Genomic DNA, 21,690 nt, shown 5'->3' with positions numbered 1-21,690 from the left:
GTTACAGGTGCTGGGTGGTCAGCAGTCCACGTCGCATGCGCTCGATGAGGTTCTTGCGCAGGAAAAGCAGGTAAACCCAGACCAGGATGAAGATGACGGCCACGATTCCCATGGAAAAGTGGACGAATACTCCAGCAAGGGCCAGCACCTGCAGACCCATGTTCATCATGATGGACCAGTTGAAACGCTGCATGAAGGCAGCCACCAGCATGGCCACAGCCACGGCGGTCACGTACACCCAGTTGAAGGTGGTCCAGTATGAGCCGTTGTCTACCCGCAGGATCACCGTCAGCACGAGAGCAATGGTGATGGCCTCCATGACCAGGGTTCCAGCCATCACACCACGGATACCCTTCATCGGGTCCTTCAGTGGTTCGTGACCGGGGCCGAGTGGACCGTACTCTACTGTTTCATCGCGCTTACTCATGCAGGTTCCTTTCCGAACAGGGTGCGTGCATCACCGGCGGTCACGATGGAACCGGTGATGACAACCCCTGAACCGGACTGGACATCGGTGTCCTCGGCCAGTTCAATGGCCAGTTCCACCGCGCCCGGAAGGTTTTCGGTAACGTGCACGCGCTCATCGCCGTAGATCTCTCGAGCGTATTCTGCCAGATCATAGGCATCCAATGCACGCTCAGAGGTGGTCTGGGTGCACACCACCTCATGCAAGTAGGGTTCCAGGTTCTCCAAGATTCCGCGGGCATCCTTGTCACCCAGTACACCGACAACACCGATGAGACGACGGAATTCAAAGTCGCGGTCCAGTGCAGCACCCAGGGCAGCTGCACCATGGGGGTTGTGGGCGGCATCGATGAACACCGTCGGTGCCGAGCGCAGGCGCTCCAGTCGGCCTGGGGACTGCACCTGGGCAAAGCCCTCACGGACAATCTCAATATCCAAAGCGCGATCGGCAGCGGCGCCGAAGAACGCCTCCACCGCAGCCAATGCCACGGCGGCGTTTTCCGCCTGGTGTGCACCGGACAGGGGCAGGAAGATATCAGTGTATTCGCCACCGAGACCTCGCAGGATCAACTGCTGTCCACCAACGGCGATGGTGGATTCCACCACACCGAACTCCATGTCTAGGCGAGCAACGGCAGCTTCCACCTCAACGGCCTGTTCCAGGATGACCTTCATGGCCTCTGGATCCTGCTTGCCCACGATGACCACATTTTCCGCAGGGGTGAGGTAGTCCTCGGCTTCTGGACGTGGCTTGATGATGCCGGCCTTCTCAGCGGCGATCTCCCCCAAGGTGTTGCCCAGGCGATCAGTGTGGTCCATGCCCACAGGCGTCACCACGGCAACCTCAGCGTTGATCACATTGGTGGCATCCCAACGTCCACCCAGGCCGACCTCAATAACTGCGACGTCAACCGGAGCATCGGCAAAGGCCGCATAGGCCAGCGCCACGAGCACCTCGAATTTACTCATCAGCGGGCCCCCCTCAGCTACTGACTTATCATCAGCCATCTGAAGGTAAGGCTTGATCTCCTCATAGATGCGCACGAAGTCACGCGGGTGAATCGGTTTGCCGTCAATGGCGATGCGTTCGGTCACCAGCTGCAGATGTGGGCTGGTGGTCCTACCTGTTCGGCGGTGGAAGGCACGCAGCAGGGACTCCACCATGCGGGTGGTGGAGGTCTTGCCGTTGGTTCCGGCGATATGGATCGATGGGAAGCTGTGCTGCGGGTTGCCCATGAAGTCCATGACATCGGCAATGCGCTTCAGGGTTGGATCAATTTTAGTTTCCAACCAGCGTTCATCCAGCTCAGCCTCAACTACAGCGAGCCTGGCCAGATCCTCCGGGGTGATCTTCTCCGAGGCAGGTGCCTCGGTTTCACCGGTGAGGTCGATCGGCAGGGAGAGTCCTGTCTCATTGAGCGTAACGTCCCCGAATTCCTCGAGGTCATGCTCCTCATTATTTGCCACTAACCCAGTTCCTCCAGACGCTTGGTGATGCGCTCTACTTCTTCCTCTGCCACCTGCTGGCGGCCCCGGATTTTATCCACCACGGCATCAGGCGCCTTGGCCAGGAAGGCCTCATTGCCCAGCTTCTTGGCGGTGGTCTCAAGTTCCTTGTGCGCGGTGGCCAGGTCCTTTTCCAGACGCTTGCGTTCTGCAGCCACATCCACGGTTCCGGAGGTGTCCAGTTCCACGGTTACGGTGGCAGTGGTCAGACGGACCTCCAGGCTGGCGGAGGCTTCGAAGTCTTCAGCTGGCTCTTCGATGCGGACCAGTGCACGGACGGCACCTTCGAGGTTGCTGAGGTCGCAGGCCTCGAAGTCCAGACGTGCTGGGACCTTCTGGGAAGGCTTGACACCCTGATCAGCGCGGAAACGACGGATCTCGGTGACGAGCTTTTCGATGTCCGCGACACGGCGTGCCGCATCGGTGTCCACGGCGACGCCACCATTGGTGTCTTCCTGGGTTGGCCAGGAGGAGATGACGATGGACTCGCCATCGGTCAGTGCCTGCCAGAGGACCTCGGTGACGAAAGGCATCGCCGGGTGCAGCAGACGCAGCAGCGCATCCAGGACATGGCCGAGCACCTGCTGGGTGTTGCGACCCTGTTCGCTTTCGCCCTCGCGTGGGATCTGGACCTTGGCGATCTCCAGGTACCAGTCACAGAACTCATTCCATGCGAAGTGGTAGAGCTCCTCATTCGCCTTGGCGAACTGGTAGTTGTCCAGGTAGGCGTCAACATGTCCACGGACTTCTTCCAGACGGTCCAGGATCCAACGGTCCGCATCGGTGAGGTCCTCACGGGCAGGCAGGCCGGTGGAGACAGCACCATTCATAAGTGCGAAGCGGGTGGCGTTGAAGAGCTTGGTGGCGAAGTTACGGGAGCTCTGTGCGGAGTCCTCACCGACCGGCAGGTCAACACCCGGGTTGGCGCCACGGGCCAGGGTGAAGCGCAGTGCGTCAGCACCGTAGTCCTCCACCCAGTCCATCGGGTCGATGCCGTTGCCCAGGGACTTGGACATCTTGCGGCCGTGCTCATCACGGACTAAGCCGTGGAGGAAGAGATCGGTGAACGGCACCTGTGGGCGTCCGTCTTTACCTTCACCGAGCAGCTCAGGGGTCTGCTGTGCGGCGAAGGTGCCGAACATCATCATGCGGGCAACCCAGAAGAAGAGGATGTCATAGGCCGTGACCAGAACGGAGGTCGGGTAGAACTTGTCCAGCTCAGGGGTCTTGTCTGGCCAACCCATGGTGGAGAATGGCCACAGCGCGGAGGAGAACCAGGTGTCCAGAACGTCTGGGTCCTGGGTGTAGCCCTCTGGTGCCTGCTCATCAGGTCCCACACAGATGACATCGCCTTCTGGTCCGTACCAGATCGGGATGCGGTGTCCCCACCACAGCTGTCGTGAGATACACCAGTCGTGCATGTCATCGACCCAGTCGAAGAAGCGTGGCTCCAGGGACTTCGGGTGGATGGTGGTGTCACCCTCACGGATGGCGTCACCGGACATCTTGGCCAGTTCCTCAACCTTGACCCACCACTGCAGCGACAGGCGTGGCTCGATGGCCTCACCGGAACGCTCGGAGTGTCCGACGGAGTGGACGTAAGGGCGGACCTCCTTGACGATGCGTCCCTGTTCCGCGAGTGCCTCGCGGACCTTCACGCGTGCCTCTTCACGGGACAGGCCATCAAACTGGGTGCCGGTGTCAGCGATATGACCGGTCTTGTCCATGATGGTCGGCATGTCCAGGTTGTGGCGCTGGCCGAGTGCATAGTCATTGGGGTCATGTGCCGGGGTGATCTTCACCGCGCCGGAACCGAATTCAGGATCCACGTAGTCATCAGCGACAACCTTCAAGCTGAGGTCATCACGGAATGGGTGCGGCAGGGTGGTGCCCACCAGGTGCTTGTAGCGTTCATCATCGGGGTGGACGGCCACGGCGACGTCGCCAAGCATGGTCTCGACACGGGTGGTGGCGACGACGACATGGGGCTCATCATCATTGAGGGAGCCGTAGCGGATGGAGACAAGCTCACCCTCGACATCCTTGTACACAACCTCAATGTCAGAGACCGCGGTCTCCAGGACCGGGGACCAGTTGACCAGTCGGTTGGCCTGGTAGATCATGCCGGAATCATAGAGCTGCTTGAAGATGGTCTGCACTGCGCGGGAGAGGCCCTCATCCAGGGTGAAGCGCTCACGGGACCAGTCGACGGAATCGCCGATGGCCCGCATCTGATCGCCGATCTTGCCGCCGTATTCCTTCTTCCACTCCCAGACCTTCTCGATGAACTCCTCGCGGGAGAAGTCATAGCGGGTCTTGCCCTCGGTCTCCTTGAGCATGGACTCAACACGGGTCTGGGTGGCGATACCGGCGTGGTCCATACCCGGCAGCCACAGCACCTCGAATCCCTGCATGCGCTTGCGGCGTGCGAGAGCATCCATGAGGGTGTGGTCCAGTGCGTGGCCCATGTGGAGCTGGCCGGTCACATTCGGAGGGGGCAGAACAATGGAATAGCCAGGCTTGTCACTGGCTGGATCAGCGGTGAAGTACCCAGCATCCACCCAGCCCTGGTAGAGATCGGCTTCTACGGCCTTGGGATCCCAGGACTTGGGTAGCTTGTCTGCGCGGTTCTGGCTTGAGTTCTCATTATTCTGGTCAGTCACGCAGACCATCATAACCCCTGGGGTGCTGCTTTCTATATGCAGGTGTTTCTGTGATTTTTCCGCGTGATGTCCTCTTGTATTGTGCGGGTATTCTTTCTGCAGGCCTGTTTCTGAACACCTAGAGTAAATATATGCCCACATACCTGTTTGATGAAGTTGCGATCTTCACCGTCGGCTTAATGCTCATGACCATCGCCGCCTGGAAAACTGTGGAGGCCAACCCCAACCGCCCTATCCCCCACTACAAGCGTCCTGAGAATATCCCATCGCCGACCATCCTGCTCCGAATGGTGGGTTATGCCCTGATCATCTGGACTGTCATCACGCTCCAGGACCGATGGGGCCTATACGCTTATCTGCTCTTTATAGCCATGATTCTCCCCGAATTCATCCTGTTCAGCACCCATAACCGTCAGTTGCGGCAACACGAACCACCCCGGAGCTAGGGCTTTCCCATTATCCTGGAACACATGACCATATATTTAGTGGTGGGTGCAATGGTGTGGGTTCTGGCGGAGTTACTCATAGTCCTGGCTACCAAGAAACAGATGGATGCCAATCCTAGACAGAGGATTCCCCATTTCTACAGCCGGGAACATGTCGACCCAGACCAGGCGAGATTATTCCGTAGTGGTGGGGCTGGTCTCCTGTTCCTCTCAGGACTTCTACTTTTCCAGGGGTGGAGCTTCTACGCCATAATCCTCATGGCAGTGGGATTCCTGCCAGCAATTCTCCTCACCATGCAGCACAATCATTCACTCAGGAGCCGAGTAGTGTGAGCATTTATTTATATGCAGGGGCCATGGCGTGGATTCTCGGTGTGGCACTCATCGTCATCAGCACCCAACAGATAGCTGCAGCCAATCCCGGACGCAAAATTTTCCAGCTCCGCGAAGGGAAACGTGACTTCCCCGTGAAGGCACGTGTTATCCGTGGTGGGGCCATCTTCTTCCTTATCCTTACTGCCTTCGCATTTTCAGATATCTGGGGTTATCACTCCGTTGTTCTGATCCTCCTGGGGTTCCTGCCGGATCTTGTCATTACGGCACGCCATAACAAAGCTGTGGACAACATTGCTGCTTAACCCATTTTTGTGATTGTGACATGCATCATTTTGTTTCCCTGCAGAAGCTGAAAATACTGCTAGGGTCATACACATGCGTTTTGGGATCGATGTCGGAACGACGCGGACAATTGCTGCCGTAGTCGACCGCGGTAATTATCCAGTTGTGACCATCGAGGATTACCTTGGCGATGCACAAGATTACATCCCCTCGGTGGTGGCACTTGACGGGGATGACATCCTCGTCGGTTGGAATGCCCTCCGATTGGGGCCCGATGAACCAACCCTGATCCGTTCCTTCAAACGGATCATGTCTCAGCCTGCAGTCACCGGCGACACTCCGGTGGCACTGGGAGACAACACCCGCCCGTTGGCTGAGGTGCTGCGTGCCTATGCCGACACCGTTGTCACTGCCCTGCGCACTTTCCAGGCCAGCATCAATGACACCACTGACATCGAGGTTGTCCTCGGTATTCCTGCTAATGCGCACTCCGCGCAGCGTCTGCTCACCCTCTCTGCTTTCAGCGAGGCCGGGGTGACGGTCAAGGGTCTGATCAATGAGCCCAGCGCGGCGGCCTTTGAATACACCCACCGCCATGCCAACACCTTGAACTCCAAGCGTTCTGACATTCTCATCTATGACCTGGGTGGTGGAACATTCGATTCCTCTCTCATCCGTGTGGATGGCAAGGATCATGAGGTCATCGGTTCGGTGGGTGTCTCCCACTTAGGCGGCGATGATTTTGATGAACTGCTCGCCCAGGCTGCCCTCAAGGTTGCTGGCAGACACGATGACGCCTTCGGTGCGCGCGCCAAAAAGACGCTTGTCGACGAAGCCCGCACCGCCAAGGAAGCCCTTGTCCCACAGTCCCGCCGCCTCGTGGTTGAGGTGGCAGGCAAGGACACCACCATTCCGATCAATGACTTCTACGATGCAATCACTCCCCTGATTGAACAGTCCCTGGACGTGATGGAACCACTGATCGGCTCTGATGATCTCCGTGATTCAGAGGTCGCTGGCATCTACCTCGTCGGCGGTGCCACTGCCCTACCATTGGTACCGCGCATGTTGCGTGAGCGTTTCGGGCGTCGTGTCCACCGCTCCCCCTTCCCCGCCGGTTCCACCGCCGTGGGCCTGGCCATTGCGGCCGATCCCACCTCCGGATTCCACCTCCAGGAACGGATCGCCCGTGGCATCGGAGTCTTCCGCGAATTCGATTCCGGCCGTGCCGTCAGCTTCGATCCGCTGATCTCCCCTGACACCGCTGACAGTGGCGGGGAGATCGTGGTGACCCGCCGTTACCGTGCCGCCCACAACATCGGCTGGTTCCGCTTTGTTGAGTACACCAGCCTCAATGTCGATGGCAGCCCCGGCGATATCTCCCTGGTCAGTGAGGTCAAGGTTCCTTTTGATCCTGCCATCACTGATGTGGATGCCACTAAGATCACCTCATTTGATGGTCCTGAGGTCACAGAGACCATCACTGTTGATGCAGACGGCATTGCCTCTGTCCGCATCGATGTTGATGGTGGCGTGAGCATCACCCATCTGATCTGAGATGACTTGACCCTCACGCGACGTCAGGGCCCATACTCAGAAGTATGAAGATCAGTGATGTCGCACAAGCTGTTGGGTGTTCCGTCCGTGCACTACGCCACTATCACGAGGTAGGGGTCCTACCAGAACCGACGAGAGACAGTTCCGGATACCGGAACTATTCCTTAGAGGACCTAGCTGCTGTCTTTCGGGTCCGTGCTTTTATCCAAGCTGGCGTTCCACTTGCTGACATCAGTGATGACCCCGCAGTCTTGGAACGCGCTCACACTCTCCTCTCAGAACAGGTCCGGGAACTTCAAGAACAGCAACGAAAACTCACTGCACTAAAACAGGGCCGTAATGGAGTTCCGTTTGAAGTGGTGCATCTCTTCGATGAGCTCATCGACCAACATCCGGATCTGACAGCACCCCTTTCTCGGGAACTGTCGATTCTCGGGTTGCTTTCACTCGGTGGTCTCAGCACCGAGTCCACCTGGGTGCGGATTGCTACAAACCTCTCAGATTCTGAGATTGCCTACGCCACTGTCCGGTGCCTACAGATCTGGGAAGAGCTGGAAGCCCCTACCGCTTCCGATGCGCTCATTGCAGAGTTTGTCTCGCTCTCTGCCCGAGGGTACATGTCCAACCATGTCATGGAGACCTTGAATCCGGGGGCTCTCCCGCTGAATATCAGCGATGCAGCTAACTCCCCAGCGCAAGCTGAGGCATTGAGGCAGTTGACATGAAGTATCTACTGCTCTCAATGTCACTTGTCATAATTACTGTCGAGTTCTTCCTCTGGCATACGGAGAACATCAGCGGACCGGTCGCCTTCCTCAGCATCTTCATCGCTGAGCTCTGCCTCGTCTTGGTCGCAGTAGCACTGACCTTGAGGTCATCGCGGAGAACTGGGATACCTCTCACCACTCTGATCCCACCCCTGCGTCTCATCATCTTTGAAGCTCACACCTTCCGGGATCTCTACCGACTGCTCCGTCGAGAAATCCAGGCACCACAAGGGGCGAACACTCTTGTTGCCACGACTGGTCTCTGGACGTTACCGGCTGCTTTGACCGTGGTGACAACTATTGAACTCATCGCCGTCGAACTTCTCCTCCCCTGGCCCCTAGCTCGTGGCATCCTGGCTGTGCTGTCGATCTATTCACTCATCTGGTTATGGGCTTTCATCGGGCAACGAGCCGTCTATCCCCATTACTTCACACCGGAGGGATTGGTACTGCGCCATGGTCGGACTGTGGTGGCCACGCTGACCGGTATCAATGCCATCACCTCGGAACGTCACTTCGATTCCGATTCCTACAAGATCAGCGGAGAAGTTCTCATCCTCGCGTCCAGTGAAGGAACAAATATAAGCATTCGGTGTCAGCCCACTCCTGCCCGGCCCTTTCACTGGCCCTGGCAGCAGGTTCCACTCACTCCTATAACTCAGGTGCGGCTTTGGGTTGATGATCCTGAATCTCTCCTGCATAAATAGATAATGCCCTATCTTGGTGGGCGCCAGATAGGGCATTGTTTCTCAAGCATCAGAGCTTAGAGCAGATTCTTGACTGCTTCGCGCTCAGCCTGAAGCTCCTCAACGTTGGCGTTGATGCGCTCACGCTGGAAGTCGCTGATATCCAGACCTTCCACGGTCTCCCATTCACCGTTGCGGGCGATGGTGGGCAGACCGAAGATGAGACCTTCAGGAATGCCGTAGGCACCGGTGGAGGGGATGGCGGCAGATGCCCAGGTGTCTGTGTCCTGGATCCAGTCACGCATGTGATCCACGGCAGAGGACGCAGCTGATGCTGCCGAAGACTTGCCACGGACCTCGATAATCTCAGCACCACGCTTGGCCACACGTGGGATGAACTCATTGACATACCAGTCATGATCAAGCAGTTCAGAGACCTTGTCCCCACCGACGGTGGCGTAGGTGATGTCCGGGAACTGAGTTGCAGAGTGGTTGCCCCAGACAACAACATCCTTGAAGTCTGCGGAAGCTCGACCGGTCTTTCCCGCCAGCTGAGAGATGGCACGGTTGTGGTCCAGTCGCATCATGGCGTTGAAACGGGAGTTGGGGACATCCGGGGCTGCAGACATCGCGATCAGTGCGTTGGTGTTGGCAGGGTTACCCACCACCAGGACGCGAATATCCTCTGCCGCATGATCGTTGATGGCTTTGCCCTGTGGTCCGAAGATCTTGCCGTTGTTGGCCAGCAGAGCAGCACGCTCTTCACCCTTGCCACGTGGTTTTGCACCGACGAGGAATGCTGCATTGACACCGTCGAAAGCCTCGTTGGTGTCTGCGGTGATGCGGATGTTCTGCAGGAGTGGAAATGCGGAGTCGGATAGTTCCATGGCGACACCCTCAGCACCACCGAGTGCTTCTGGGATCTCAAGCAGGTTCAGCTCGATCGGGGTGTCAGCGCCATAAATCTCACCGCTGGCAATGCGCCACAGCAGTGAATATGCGATCTGTCCTGCAGCTCCGGTAACGGCAATTTTCTTCGGGGAATTCATGAACGATCCTCAGTCCTTGTCTGGTTGAACGTTATGGTGCGGGGCAAAGCTAGTGATTCCCTCAACATCAAACCCATATGCGTATTAGGGTTATCACTACTCCTCCCATACTATCCCCGACCACAGGTTCCCACCACTGATTCAACCTGCGACATCCGACGTAGAGAAGACGTTCATCTACCCCCGATCATTCGATTCTTGTACCCCTGTAGTGTGTTTTTCTTGGGGTTTTCCGCCGCCTGGCCGTGAAATAGAGCATTTTCAGCTGGTTTCGGGCACCATTTGGTAGTGTTGGTTGGGATTAAGTAAATGGTGTTACCTTACCTGCTGTCGGTAGCCCTGATATGATCCCTTTCTCTGCACCCGCGTTCTTATCTGAACGTGGGACATCGTTACCCCGAAAGGACCGAAAGATCATGGCTCTTTCTGAGCAAGGTTCAGAACACCCCCGCAACGAGGGTAGCGAATTCACCAACCCTGAAACCGGGCACACCGCAACTCCGGATGAAGTCGTTGTCACCGCACTCAAGCACTTTTCCGATCAGGGTTTCTCAGAGACCAAGCTTGAAATGATCGCCAAAGCATCTGGCATGTCCAAGCGCATGATCCACTACTACTTCGGGGACAAGAAGGGTCTGTATGTCAAGACCATCTCCCATGCACTGGAGCTTCTACGTCCTGAAGCTGAATCAATGCAGCTTGATTCCGCCGTTCCGGTGGAAGGTGTACGCAAGACTGTGGAGGCGATCTACAGCGCCATCATCAATAATCCGGAGGCCATCCGACTGGTCCTCATGGAAAACCTCCACAACTACGGTGGAGTTGAGAGCACTGCGGCACTCCATGATGAAAGCAACCTGCTGCTCAACCTGGATAAGCTGCTCATGCTCGGCCAGGATGCCGGCGCATTCCGCCCGGGGATCTCAGCAGAGGATGTCCTGGTACTGATCAGTTCTCTCGGCTACTACCGACTGTCCAACCAGCTGACCATGGATCAGCTTTTTGATGTGGACTTAAGTTCAGAAGCCAACATCGAAGGTATGCGCCGTCTGGTTGTCGATACTGTCCTGGCATTCCTGACATCCAACCTGCCCAATTCGGAATCCTCCAGCTATCTGTCCACCCGTGACAGCAGCACCAAGCCTGAGGATGAGAAAGAATACTCCTTCGACACCGACCTGTTCGAGTAGTAGACCTCGCTGCCCTCAGTCACGCGACAATCAACGTCCGAAGAGCAGAGCGATACCCAACATTCCAGCCAAGGCCAGGAATGTTGTGAGGAACACCGTATCCCGGGCGAGTATCTCGCCCCTGCGATACGTCGCCGCATAGTTGTACACATTCTGTGCAGCAGGCAACGCTGCGAGAATAACCGCGGCGTACATCATGTCCCCCTCCAGTCCGAAGGCCAGGCCAATCAGCCAGGCGATCAGGGGCATACCCACGATCTTGATGGCCGTCGCCGTGATCGCACTGGCACGCTCCGGTTTTGAGGACAACACATTCGTTGATGGCAGGGATGCACCAAAGCTCATCAGGATCAACGGAATGGATGCACCACCAAGAATCGTGGTGGGTTCCATCACCGCTGCCGGCACCTCAACACCCGTCAGTGACACGATCAGTCCCGCGATGGAGGCCAGCACCACCGGGCTGAGCAGGGAGCCACGGAAAGCCGCCCAGATCTTCGACGATCTCGATCCTCCGGGACCCCCTGTGGTCAGAGCTGCCAAAATCATCGGTGCGAAGATCACCATCTGTATAACCAGGACAGGCGCCACATAAGCACCTGTTCCCAGCACGTAGATGGAGACCGGCAATCCAATGTTATTGGAGTTCACATAGGAGGCGGCAGCGGCACCGATCGCCGTGGTGGCGATATCCTTCTTGAAAAAGATCACCGAGATCACGCAGTACAGGGCTGCTGTTGCCAGGGTGGCGAAGAAGGTCACCACGATCACGGGTGAAAACAGATGCTGCGGATCAGAGTTGGCCACCACTGAGAACAACAACGCAGGTGTCGCCGCATAGAAGGCGATGCGGTTGAGAACCAGACGTTGCTTATCGTCTGAGATAACCCCAGTTTTCGCCAGGAAGAAACCCACCGCGATGACAACAAAAATAATGGCGAAGCCGGTGATTACATCTAACAACAGTCCATCCTGGTTCTAGGAAAAGGGATTGTGATATCTACTAGAGGGCATTTATTGGTTATTGGAAGTCACATGATTTCGGATAACTGCGCGGTAGATCATCCAAAGCACCAGTCCGATCAGTGGGAAGAGCAAATTCACTACGCCCCAGAAGATGAGTATTAGCTCCATCTCTTCTCCCTCTATCAGTAAAACGACCACCGGAGGATTTCTCTCAATCCATCCAGTGGTCGCTTCAGTGATTCTTAAGCTGTTTTCTCCTCTGCTACACGTGTCAGCAGTTCAGGTTCTGCCTCACCACGGGCAACGTCGCCGGTGATGACGACCTCGGAGACATCATCACGGTCCGGGATGTCGTACATGATCGGTACAAGGATCTCTTCCATGATGGCACGCAGACCACGGGCACCGGTTTTACGTTCCAGCGCCAGGTCAGCGATGGCCTCAAGGGAGTCATCGGTGAAGGTGAGCAAGGTGTCATCCATCTCAAACAATCGCTGGTACTGCTTGACTAGGGAGTTGCGTGGCTCGGTGAGCACCTGCACCAGGGACTTCTGATCCAGGTTGGCCACAGTGGCCACAACGGGGAGACGGCCGATGAACTCCGGAATAAGTCCGAACTTCACCAGATCTTCCGGGCGGACGTCCTTGAAGATGTCCTCCTTCTCCTCATCCTTCTTGGAAGCAACCTCGACACCGAAACCGAGGCCCTTCTTGCCACGTCGGTCAGAGATGACCTTCTCCAGGCCTGCGAAGGCACCGGCAACAATGAAGAGGATATTGGTGGTGTCCAGTTGGATGAAGTCCTGGTTGGGGTGCTTGCGTCCACCCTGGGGTGGGATTGCAGCAACGGTTCCCTCGAGGATCTTCAGCAGTGCCTGCTGGACCCCCTCACCGGAGACGTCACGGGTGATGGAGGGGTTCTCTGACTTACGGGAGATCTTGTCCACCTCATCGATGTAGATGATGCCGCGCTGAGCGCGTTCCACATCGAAGTCAGCAGCCTGAAGCAATTTCAGCAGGATGTTCTCCACGTCCTCGCCCACGTAGCCCGCTTCCGTGAGGGAGGTGGCATCGGCGATGGCGAAGGGGACGTCGAGAAGCTTGGCCAGGGTCTGTGCCAGGTAGGTCTTACCGGAGCCGGTGGGGCCCAACATTAAGATATTGGACTTGATCAGCTCGGTTTCTTCCTCATCCTTGCGACGACGACCACCGATCTGCTCATGTGCGCGCAGACGCTTGTAGTGGTTGTAGACCGCAACGGACAGGATGCGCTTGGCCTGATCTTGGCCAATCACATACTTATCCAGGAACGCGGAGATCTGGGAGGGTTTGGGGAGCTCATTGTGCTCCTCGTCCTGCCCCTGTGCCTGCCCGAGTTCTTCTTCAATGATCTCGTTGCACAGCTCGATGCACTCATCACAGATGTATACCGCACCACCTGCGATGAGTTTCTTAACCTGTTTCTGACTCTTGCCACAGAAAGAGCATTTGAGCAGATCGGCGCTTTCCTGCATTCGTGCCATAAGAGTGTGAGACCCGCTTCCACTTTGAAAAGATTTACTGCTTACAACTCTAACCAACAATATTGGCAAGGGGTTGTTCCATCTTATCCCGTCGAAGTGACTTCATGCGGTTGCGGGTCCCTCATGGGCGGTTCCTATTCGGTGATGCCTTCGCCGAGCTTGAAGTCAGCTTCGGTGATTTCGCGCAGCTCAGCCACGGTGACGCCATCGGCGCATTCGACGAGGGTCAGACCCTCAACCGGATCAACATCAAAGACCGCGTGAGTGGTGACAATCATGTCGACGCACTTGGCGCCGGTCAATGGCAGTCGGCATGCCTCGAGAATCTTCGGGGCACCCTTCTTGGTCACGTGATCGGTCATGGCGATGATCTTGGAGGCGCCGTGGACCAGGTCCATGGCTCCACCCATTCCCTTGACCAGCTTTCCTGGAATCATCCAATTGGCCAGGTCACCGTACTGGGAGACTTCCATGACACCGAGGACGGCAACGTCGACAGACTTGGAGCGGATCATCGCGAAGGAATCGGATGAGGAGAAGTAGGAAGCACCAGGGTTGACCGTGATGGTCTCCTTGCCAGCGTTGATCAGCTCAGGATCAAGTTCTTCCTCGGTTGGGTATGGGCCAACGCCCAGAACACCGTTCTCCGAGTGGAGAATAACCTCAAGGCCCTCTGGTAGGTAGCCGGGGATGAGGGTCGGCATGCCGATGCCGAGATTGACGTACTGGCCGTCTTCAAGTTCCTGGGCTACGCGTGCAGCCATCTGGTTGTGATCCCAAGTCATTAGTTAGACACCGTCCTGTTTTCGATTCCGGTTTCCTGCGGGCCAACGTGGACCACGCGGTTGACATAGATGCCTGGAAGGTGCACCTCGTCTGGATCAAGGTCATCAACCAGGTGCTCGACCTGGGCGATGGTGATCTTGCCGCTCATCGCGGCATCTGGGTTGAAGTTCTGGGCCGTCTTGCGGAAGACAAGGTTGCCGAAACGGTCAGCCTTGTGCGCGTGGACGAGGGCGAAGTCCGCGCGGATACCCTCTTCCATCACGTAGAGCTGCCCCTCGAATTCGCGGGTTTCTTTCGGCTTGGAGTAGATCTCCACAGAGCCGTCCTTGTTGTAACGCTGGGGCAGTCCACCCTCAGCGACCTGAGTACCCACACCTGCGGTGGTGTAGAACGCCGGGATTCCGGCGCCACCAGCGCGCATGCGCTCGGCGAGGGTGCCCTGTGGGGTGAACTCAACGGTGAGCTCTCCCTCGAGGTAACGACGTGCGTATTCCTTATTGGATCCGATGTAGGAACCGATGGTCTTGACGATGCGACCATCCTCCAGCAGCAGTCCGAGGCCCTGGCCATCGGTACCACAGTTGTTGGAGATGATCGTCAGCTCACCGGCGCCCTGCTCACGCAGGGCTTCGATCAGAAGGGTGGGAATGCCTACCAGGCCGAATCCACCGACGGCGATAGAAGAACCGTCCGGGATATCGGCCACAGCTTCGGCAGCGGATGAAAGGGTCTTGTCAATCATGACTCCCATGGTATCGTATTGTTCATCCAATGCACAAGGGTTCGCGATGCGAACGTTAGGAGATGATCGAATGAGCGAAACTTCCCCGGATTTCGTACAGTCCTTCGCCCGGGGGCTGTCCGTCATTCGCAGCTTCAGCGCTGACTCCCCCTCCCAGTCACTATCTGAGGTCGCTGTGGCCACCGGGCTATCACGCGCCACCGCCCGTCGCTTCCTACATACCCTGGTGGATCTGGGCTATGCGGTATCCACCGGCACCCAGTTCCAGCTCACCCCCCGGGTGCTGGAACTGGGGACCAGTTACCTCTCTGCACTGACGCTACCGGCAATCGCCCAGCCCCGCCTGGAGGCACTCTCACGTGAAGTGGGTGAATCCAGTTCCATGTCAGTGCTGGATGGCACCGACATCATCTATGTGTCACGTGTCCCGGTACGACGTATCATGACAGTATCCATCACCCTGGGAACCAGGTTCCCGGCTTATGCCACCTCCATGGGCAGGGTCATGCTGGCAGGCCTTGATCCCACCACCCTGGATACCCTGCTGACACGGACTCCCCCCACCCAGCTCACTGCACGCGCTCTGCCGCCATCGGCAATTCGTGATGAGATTGAGGCAGCACGTCAGCGGGGCTGGTCGCTGGTGGACCAGGAACTGGAGCCTGGACTCCGGTCCCTGGCGGCACCTGTCACAGATGCCACCGGAGAGGTCGTCGCGGCGATCAACATCTCCACCCAGTCCGCACAGCACTCGGTTGAGGACATCAGGCGGGAATTCCTGCCGCACCTCATCGACACCGCCCGTGCCATCTCTGCAGACCTTGCAGCAACAACCCAGTAAAGGATTAGAAAATGAACCCTCAAGATATTGTCATCTGTTCTCCACTACGCACCCCGGTTGGTCGTTATGGCGGCGTCTTCACCAGCATCCCGGTACAGGATCTTGCCACCGCAGTGGTTAACGCCATCGTGGACAAGACCGGCATCAGCGGCGATGATGTGGATGATCTGATTCTCGGCCAGGCCTCCCCCAACGGCGCAGCACCGGCCCTGGGCCGTGTTGTCGCACTCGATTCCAAACTCGGCCAGAACGTTCCGGGTATGCAGCTGGACCGTCGTTGTGGCTCCGGTCTGCAAGCAATCGTCACCGCAGCATCCCACATCGCAGCTGGCGCAGCTGACCTCATCATCGCCGGTGGCGCTGAGTCCATGAGCCGCACCGAATACACCGTCTCCGGTGACATCCGTTGGGGTGTGAAGGGTGGCGACATGGCTCTGCGCGACCGCCTGGCTGAGGCACGTGAGACCGCTGGTGGACGCAACCACCCGATCCCCGGTGGCATGATCGAAACCGCTGAGAACCTGCGTCGTGAGTACAACATCCCACGCGATACCCAGGACGCCATGTCCGCCACCTCCCAGCAGCGCGCAGGGGCTGCTCATGAAGCTGGTCTCTTCAACGATGAGATCGTCCCCATCAGCATCCCGGTCCGCAAGGGCGACCCAATCGTGGTTGACAAGGATGAGCACCCACGTCCTGAGACCACTGCAGAAAAGCTCTCTTCCCTGCGCGCCATCATGGGACGCCAGGATGAGGATGCCACCGTCACCGCTGGCAATGCCTCCGGCCAGAATGATGGTGCCGCTGCTGTCGTGGTGACCACGCGTGCCAAGGCTGAAGAGCTCGGCCTCACCCCCCTGGTCCGCCTCGCCGGCTGGTCTGTTGCAGCTGTACCACCAGAGACCATGGGTATCGGCCCGGTGCCAGCCACCAAGAAGATACTGGACCGTCTCGGACTGACACTGGAGGACATGGGTTCCATCGAGCTCAACGAAGCCTTCGCGGCACAGGCACTCGCAGTACTGAGCGAGTGGGGCATCTCCTGGGAGGACAAGCGCCTGAACCCACTGGGCTCGGGCATCTCCCTCGGCCACCCGGTTGGTGCCACCGGTGCCCGCATGGTGGTCACCCTCGCACACCGCATGCAGCGCGAAGATACCCGTTACGGCCTGGCCACCATGTGTATCGGTGGCGGACAGGGACTTGCAGCAATTTTTGAGAAGGAGAACTAAATTGACCATTCTTCATAACGTTTCCTACGGCGATGACAACACCAAGACCCTGGTGTTCATCGGCTCCCTCGGCTCCACCACCGCAATGTGGCTGCCACAGCTGGACGCCCTGCAGCAGGACTTCCGGGTCATTGCCGTGGATCATCGCGGACACGGACTTTCCGCAGCTGTCGACGGCACCCCCACGGTTGCTGACTTTGCTGATGATGTCTTGGAAACCCTGGATTCCCTCGGTGTGGAGGACTTCGGCGTGATCGGCCTGTCCCTCGGCGGTGCTGTAGCGCAGTACCTGGCTGCCACCTCTCCACGCGTGACCGCAGGCGCCTTCCTGTGCACCGCCGCCAAGTTCGGCGAGCCACAGGGCTGGATTGACCGCGCTGCTGCAACACGTGCAGAAGGCACCGCATCCCTGTCCAAGGCTGTTATCGAGCGTTGGTTCTCCCCCGGCTGGTTGGAGTCCAACCCAGCCTCCCGTGAGCACTATGAGCAGATGGTGGCCTCCACCCCGGATGAGGGTTACGCCTTGGCTTGTGAAGCCCTGTCAACCTGGGACTTCACCGACCGTCTCTCAGAGATCACCGTGCCCGTTCTCACCATCGCCGGCGCAGATGATCCTTCCACCACCCCAGAGACCCTGCAGATCATCGCCGATGGTGTTGCAGGCCCGGCCACTGCTGAGGTTGTCTCCCCCGGTGCGCACCTGCCCACCATTGAGCAGCCTGAGAAAATCACTGCGCTTCTGGCGCAGCACTTCAAGTAAAAAGGGTTCATGCTCACCACCGGCTCCCTCCCCCGACGTCTGCAACTGCAGAGAAGATTACTCGCTGATATCGCCTCCGGGCGGCACGGCAGGTTCATTCTGGTGACGGGGCCGAAAGGTGTGGACAAGGAACGGTTCATCCGTGAACTGGCCATCCAGTTGGGTGACTTCCAGGTGCTCACCCAGCCTGCACTAAGGGGTTTCAGCAGGCCTACTGTACCGACGGTGATTCTTGCCGGCCAGGTACACAGGGCCACCAACCTGGATGAGGTGTTGGCGGTCGTCCATGATGTCTCAGCACCTCAGGTGATCATCCTGGGAACAGCCCCCCACAGCATCGATGAGGCCACAGAAGTGGTCCCCTTGTCACCCTTGAATGTTTCTGAAACCCAGCAGCTGGTGGTGCAGACGGTCGGGGTGTGTTCCCCACGCACCGCGCACCGGATCCACGATGCTTCCGGTGGTCTTCCACAATTGATCCGGGAGCTGTTATCTGCTGCCCCCATGGAGCACTGGGCTGGACATTGTCCTGGGAATGCTGGCAGAAACACTGATCCCATCATCATCATTCCGGAGCACTGGGGTAAGTATTCTGGTGAGCTGCTCCAGGTGGTGGCCTCATATCCCCTGAACGGGGCGCTGCTATTCGAGCTTCCCGAGCATCTGGGAGAACAACTAGATATTGAGGTGTCACGGGGTGTTCTGGCGGTATCCTCAGGGCGGGTGTATTTTTCCCGCCCCGAAGTTCGTGCTGTCGTACGTTCCTCCACTCCCCCGAGCCTGGCACGGGCATTAAGTATCCATCACGATGTCAGTGATTGGGATAGCAGTGAGCAACTGGTGGACACCCTGTTTGCCCGCGGTGATCTTCCACTGGCCAGGATGCATGCCCAAGATCTGCCACAGGCGCGCCCGGAATTATCCCTCTATGAGGGGCAGGCCACCACGACAGCGAACCTGCTCCGGGGTTCGCAGCCCTCTGCACTGACAGCACTTCAGAGTCTGGCCAGCTGGCAGCCGCAGGGTATCCGGGCTTTTGCGGATGACCCGGCCCAGAAGGATTCTCATGATGCTGCATCTTTCCGCCTGCTCGCTGATGCTTTGGAGTTCAGTACTCGCCCGCAACCCCTCCCCACCCCGGATACGGTCCTGGAAAAACAGCTCCGGACCTTCATCACGGGATGGTTAGCTTTGGTCTTTGATGATCCGACTCAGGCCAGACAGCTGTTATCACACCGGTGGCGTGGTGATTCTGACCTGTTGGGCCTGTGGCAGGACGCCTTCTTAGCCCGCGCCCACTATGTCCTGGGTGAGTTTTCTGCTGCCTCAGCCGTGGTGGAACGGGGTCTTGCCACTGGGGACCGCACCGGCACTCCACTACTAGAACCGGTGCTGTTGTGGACCGGTGCACAGGTGGCTGGTCTCAGTGGGCATGCTGAGCTGTCCCGTCATTATTTATCCCGGATGAATGTCACCAACAGTGACTCCTTCATGATCCAGAAACTTCCTTCCGCTATGGGACGGATGATTGTCTCCACCATGATGTCCGATACGCGGACCGCGGCCCTCGCCGGTGAGCAACTAGCCTCCATCGCCTACACCACTGACACCCAGCAACCGGGTTTCTGGGCCTGGGAGGACATGTATGCGGTGTCCCTGATCCGTTCCGGCCGGGTGGACACCGCTGCCCTGGTGATGGAGGAAAACCTGGAACGGCACAATGCTTCCGGAATTCTCTCCCTGCGGGCACGAAATCTGGTGCCGCGGGCCAATATTGAGATCCAGCGTGGTGCCACAGCCCGCGGGGTGAAGATGCTCTCAGAAGCGGTTGATGCCATCACCTCTGTGAATATGCCCGCCTATGAAGCCCGCATCCTCTTTGAATTCGGTCTGGTTCTCCGTCGCATGGGACGTCGCAGTCAGGCCGCTGAGATGTTCACCCGCGCGGAAGAGGTCTTCAACGCCATGGGGGCAATCACCCTGGCTGCACGATGTGCCGGTGAAAGAAAGGTCAGCGGTCTGGGCGGTACCCGTCGTTCCGCACAGGGACTCACCCCGCAGGAGGAGCAGATCACCGCTCTGGTTGTGGAGGGTGCAAGCAACTCTGATGTGGCCCGGGAACTCTCCCTATCCACCAAGACAGTGGAATACCATCTGACACGTGTCTACCGGAAGTTTGGTGTCACTGGCCGTGTAGATCTACGGGCTGTTTTAAAGAACCAAGCTTAAAACGCCGGGAAGGCCTGTCTCCTTGGTATGTCACAGGCATCCTTGACCCAGTGTCGTAGGGAAACTGGTGTCCAAGGGCGCACCCCCGGTGGTACTGGGGGTCTCGTTGCTACTGCCCGCAGGCGTGAACGACTGCACCTGGTCAAAGCCTGCCACCAGCAGCTTGTCCACACCCCGACACCACCGGGTTGATCCCCTGTGCCAGTCCTTCAGCTCCCGGCATAGCAGGGGGTACCGATGTCATCGCCGATCAGGCTTAAGCACAATACCGTTAAGTTAGTGGTGGGGTAACGGTGGCCATCGGGTCGAGTGGCCGGCCACAATGATGAGATCGTTTCACCGGCCACTTCGACATCTTTCGTTTGACCACCCGCGGATTCTTCCGCCCACGGCGTGACGGGTTGAGGTACCTGGCCAGCCAGGATACCGCCCTGCCCCATAAACGTCGGGCAGTGTGCGGGTCGTCAGGGGGAAAAAGAGCCCTGGATCACCGAACGACGGGCAATCTTCAAGGCCTTAACAAACGACACCCGGGTAGGACTGTGCTCACTGACAGCGGCCACATCAGCCATCAATGTCCTGATCGCGTAATGGCAGCACAGATGCCCCCAGATCTCCTGGCACACCAACGCAGGCGACTTCGACCGTAACACCCTCTGTTGTCCACGCTGATGGGTTTTCAGCTCATCGAAGGTGTTCTCAATCTCCCACCGGGCGAGATACGCCGCGATCAAATCACCGGCCGGGACAGCGGCTGGGTCCAATAAGGTGGTCAACAACCGGTGCTGGTCGACAGTGCCAGCCTCATCGTCGCCGGTATCGACCTGGTAATCCACCACCCGCACCATCCTGGGGGCAACCTCACGCCACCCCGGCCCACTACTCGGGGTGATCGTGGCTAACCACGTTCCATCACCTAAGGTCCGAACATGCTTGGGCTTAACGTTGCTCCGGATCCGCCACAGCAGGTCTACCCCGCGGTCCTGTGCGGTAGCCCACCGGTGGAAACTATAAAACCCCCGATCAGCGACCAACACCGAATCCGGATCCAGCCGGTCGATCAGTTCATCAGCCAGGGTGGTTTCCCCGGTGCCCAGCCCGCCGATGACCGCATCCATAATCGCATGTGAGCCGCATTCTGCGATTGCCACCACACGTGCCTGGGGGTACCCGGCCTGACCGGGACGACCGAAATGCTCGACATTGGCTGGTGTGTCCGGGACATCCAGGGTGGTGCCGTCCACAGCGAGTAGGCGTTTGCCCGCCAGCCAGGCTCCTTCCCACCCTGGCCGGGCCAACGGTTGGGCAACACGAGCGAACAACGCTGCCATTGGCTCTGGCCCTAACCTGGACCTGGCCTGGAAGATTGCCGAGCGTGACGGAGCGGGTACTGCCTGGTCCTCCCACCGCGATGCCCAGGACAGTCCATCGGTGAGGTCGGCGTAGATATCCTCATAGGAGCCATCGGAGTTCAAAGCCATGGTGATGGTGTAGTACACCATCATCCGGGAGGGCAGGATGCGGGATCGTTGTTGGGTGCGACCGGCCTGTGCGATGACGTCGTCCACGATATCGGCGGGAAACACTCGGGTGAGCAGTCCCACCGAGATTAAATCCGATAACCGGCGATCAGTATCAGGTTGTGTCCGTCCATGTCGAGGCAT

Annotated in this window: 19 protein-coding genes; 10 read left to right on the top strand and 9 right to left on the bottom strand. The window is 58.1% G+C overall.

The features are described 5' to 3' along the window. Position 1: 1 nt before the first annotated feature. From Q0M74_RS03360 to Q0M74_RS03350, 3 genes are read right to left on the bottom strand one after another with little or no spacing between them, the layout of a single operon-like run. The gene (locus tag Q0M74_RS03360) at positions 2-427 is read right to left on the bottom strand and encodes a DUF4233 domain-containing protein (RefSeq protein ID WP_293951636.1); all 426 of its coding nucleotides are present in this window, start codon (positions 425-427) and stop codon (positions 2-4) included. Next, positions 424-1,932 (bottom strand): folylpolyglutamate synthase/dihydrofolate synthase family protein, encoded by a 1,509-nt coding sequence (locus Q0M74_RS03355; RefSeq protein WP_293951635.1) that lies wholly within the window; start codon positions 1,930-1,932, stop codon positions 424-426. The genes Q0M74_RS03360 and Q0M74_RS03355 overlap by 4 nt, the downstream gene beginning before the upstream one ends. Continuing rightward, complete coding sequence (locus Q0M74_RS03350; RefSeq protein WP_293951648.1) at positions 1,932-4,643, bottom strand: valine--tRNA ligase; 2,712 nt, start codon at positions 4,641-4,643, stop codon at positions 1,932-1,934. Before Q0M74_RS03350 ends, Q0M74_RS03355 begins: the two co-directional genes overlap by 1 nt. Before the next feature lie 122 nt (positions 4,644-4,765). Between Q0M74_RS03350 and Q0M74_RS03345 the strand changes: the two genes are divergently transcribed. The 5 genes from Q0M74_RS03345 (at position 4,766) to Q0M74_RS03325 (ending at position 8,729) form a co-directional block, all read left to right on the top strand. Further along, positions 4,766-5,080 (top strand): hypothetical protein, encoded by a 315-nt coding sequence (locus Q0M74_RS03345; RefSeq protein WP_293951634.1) that lies wholly within the window; start codon positions 4,766-4,768, stop codon positions 5,078-5,080. A 329-nt stretch (positions 5,081-5,409) separates the two neighbouring features. Next, positions 5,410-5,718: a hypothetical protein gene (locus Q0M74_RS03340; protein WP_293951633.1), complete on the top strand. Its 309-nt coding sequence runs from the start codon at positions 5,410-5,412 to the stop codon at positions 5,716-5,718. A gap of 73 nt (positions 5,719-5,791) precedes the next feature. Continuing rightward, positions 5,792-7,255: an Hsp70 family protein gene (locus Q0M74_RS03335; RefSeq protein WP_293951632.1), complete on the top strand. Its 1,464-nt coding sequence runs from the start codon at positions 5,792-5,794 to the stop codon at positions 7,253-7,255. Positions 7,256-7,299: 44 nt separating this feature from the next. Next, the gene (locus Q0M74_RS03330) at positions 7,300-7,980 is read left to right on the top strand and encodes a MerR family transcriptional regulator (protein WP_293951631.1); all 681 of its coding nucleotides are present in this window, start codon (positions 7,300-7,302) and stop codon (positions 7,978-7,980) included. 17 nt (positions 7,981-7,997) lie between these two features. Further along, positions 7,998-8,729 (top strand): hypothetical protein, encoded by a 732-nt coding sequence (locus Q0M74_RS03325; RefSeq protein ID WP_293951630.1) that lies wholly within the window; start codon positions 7,998-8,000, stop codon positions 8,727-8,729. A 56-nt stretch (positions 8,730-8,785) separates the two neighbouring features. Here the strand turns inward: Q0M74_RS03325 and Q0M74_RS03320 are convergent, their stop codons facing one another. Continuing rightward, positions 8,786-9,757: a malate dehydrogenase gene (locus tag Q0M74_RS03320; RefSeq protein WP_293951629.1), complete on the bottom strand. Its 972-nt coding sequence runs from the start codon at positions 9,755-9,757 to the stop codon at positions 8,786-8,788. A 416-nt stretch (positions 9,758-10,173) separates the two neighbouring features. Between Q0M74_RS03320 and Q0M74_RS03315 the strand changes: the two genes are divergently transcribed. Next, positions 10,174-10,947 carry a TetR/AcrR family transcriptional regulator gene (locus Q0M74_RS03315; protein WP_293951628.1) on the top strand — a complete coding sequence of 258 codons (774 nt, stop codon included), beginning with the start codon at positions 10,174-10,176 and terminating at the stop codon, positions 10,945-10,947. Between the two features lie 30 nt (positions 10,948-10,977). Here the strand turns inward: Q0M74_RS03315 and Q0M74_RS03310 are convergent, their stop codons facing one another. The 4 genes from Q0M74_RS03310 to Q0M74_RS03295 form a co-directional block, all read right to left on the bottom strand. After that, positions 10,978-11,910: an AEC family transporter gene (locus tag Q0M74_RS03310; protein ID WP_293951627.1), complete on the bottom strand. Its 933-nt coding sequence runs from the start codon at positions 11,908-11,910 to the stop codon at positions 10,978-10,980. Between the two features lie 245 nt (positions 11,911-12,155). Next, positions 12,156-13,436, bottom strand: a complete 1,281-nt coding sequence (gene clpX / locus Q0M74_RS03305; protein ID WP_293951626.1) for an ATP-dependent Clp protease ATP-binding subunit ClpX — start codon at positions 13,434-13,436, stop codon at positions 12,156-12,158. Positions 13,437-13,570: 134 nt separating this feature from the next. After that, entirely contained in the window at positions 13,571-14,221 is a 651-nt protein-coding gene (locus Q0M74_RS03300) for a CoA transferase subunit B (protein ID WP_293951625.1), read from the bottom strand. Continuing rightward, positions 14,221-14,964, bottom strand: a complete 744-nt coding sequence (locus Q0M74_RS03295) for a CoA transferase subunit A (protein ID WP_293951624.1) — start codon at positions 14,962-14,964, stop codon at positions 14,221-14,223. Before Q0M74_RS03295 ends, Q0M74_RS03300 begins: the two co-directional genes overlap by 1 nt. A gap of 70 nt (positions 14,965-15,034) precedes the next feature. Here Q0M74_RS03295 and Q0M74_RS03290 point away from each other — a divergent pair, with 70 nt between their 5' ends. The 4 genes from Q0M74_RS03290 to Q0M74_RS03275 are packed head-to-tail and all read left to right on the top strand — an operon-like array spanning position 15,035 to position 20,026. Then, entirely contained in the window at positions 15,035-15,805 is a 771-nt protein-coding gene (locus Q0M74_RS03290) for an IclR family transcriptional regulator C-terminal domain-containing protein (protein WP_293951623.1), read from the top strand. Between the two features lie 11 nt (positions 15,806-15,816). Continuing rightward, complete coding sequence (locus tag Q0M74_RS03285; RefSeq protein WP_293951622.1) at positions 15,817-17,037, top strand: acetyl-CoA C-acetyltransferase; 1,221 nt, start codon at positions 15,817-15,819, stop codon at positions 17,035-17,037. Position 17,038: 1 nt separating this feature from the next. Then, complete coding sequence (pcaD, locus tag Q0M74_RS03280) at positions 17,039-17,797, top strand: 3-oxoadipate enol-lactonase (protein ID WP_293951621.1); 759 nt, start codon at positions 17,039-17,041, stop codon at positions 17,795-17,797. 9 nt (positions 17,798-17,806) lie between these two features. Beyond that, positions 17,807-20,026, top strand: a complete 2,220-nt coding sequence (locus Q0M74_RS03275; protein WP_293951620.1) for a helix-turn-helix transcriptional regulator — start codon at positions 17,807-17,809, stop codon at positions 20,024-20,026. Between the two features lie 464 nt (positions 20,027-20,490). Here the strand turns inward: Q0M74_RS03275 and Q0M74_RS03270 are convergent, their stop codons facing one another. Further along, a complete protein-coding gene (locus tag Q0M74_RS03270; protein WP_293951619.1) occupies positions 20,491-21,690 on the bottom strand; it encodes an IS4 family transposase in 1,200 nt (399 codons plus the stop codon).

The sequence above is a fragment of the uncultured Corynebacterium sp. genome (assembly GCF_945649885.1).
Classification (GTDB): domain Bacteria; phylum Actinomycetota; class Actinomycetes; order Mycobacteriales; family Mycobacteriaceae; genus Corynebacterium.
This window is presented reverse-complemented; position numbering and strand designations above follow the sequence as displayed.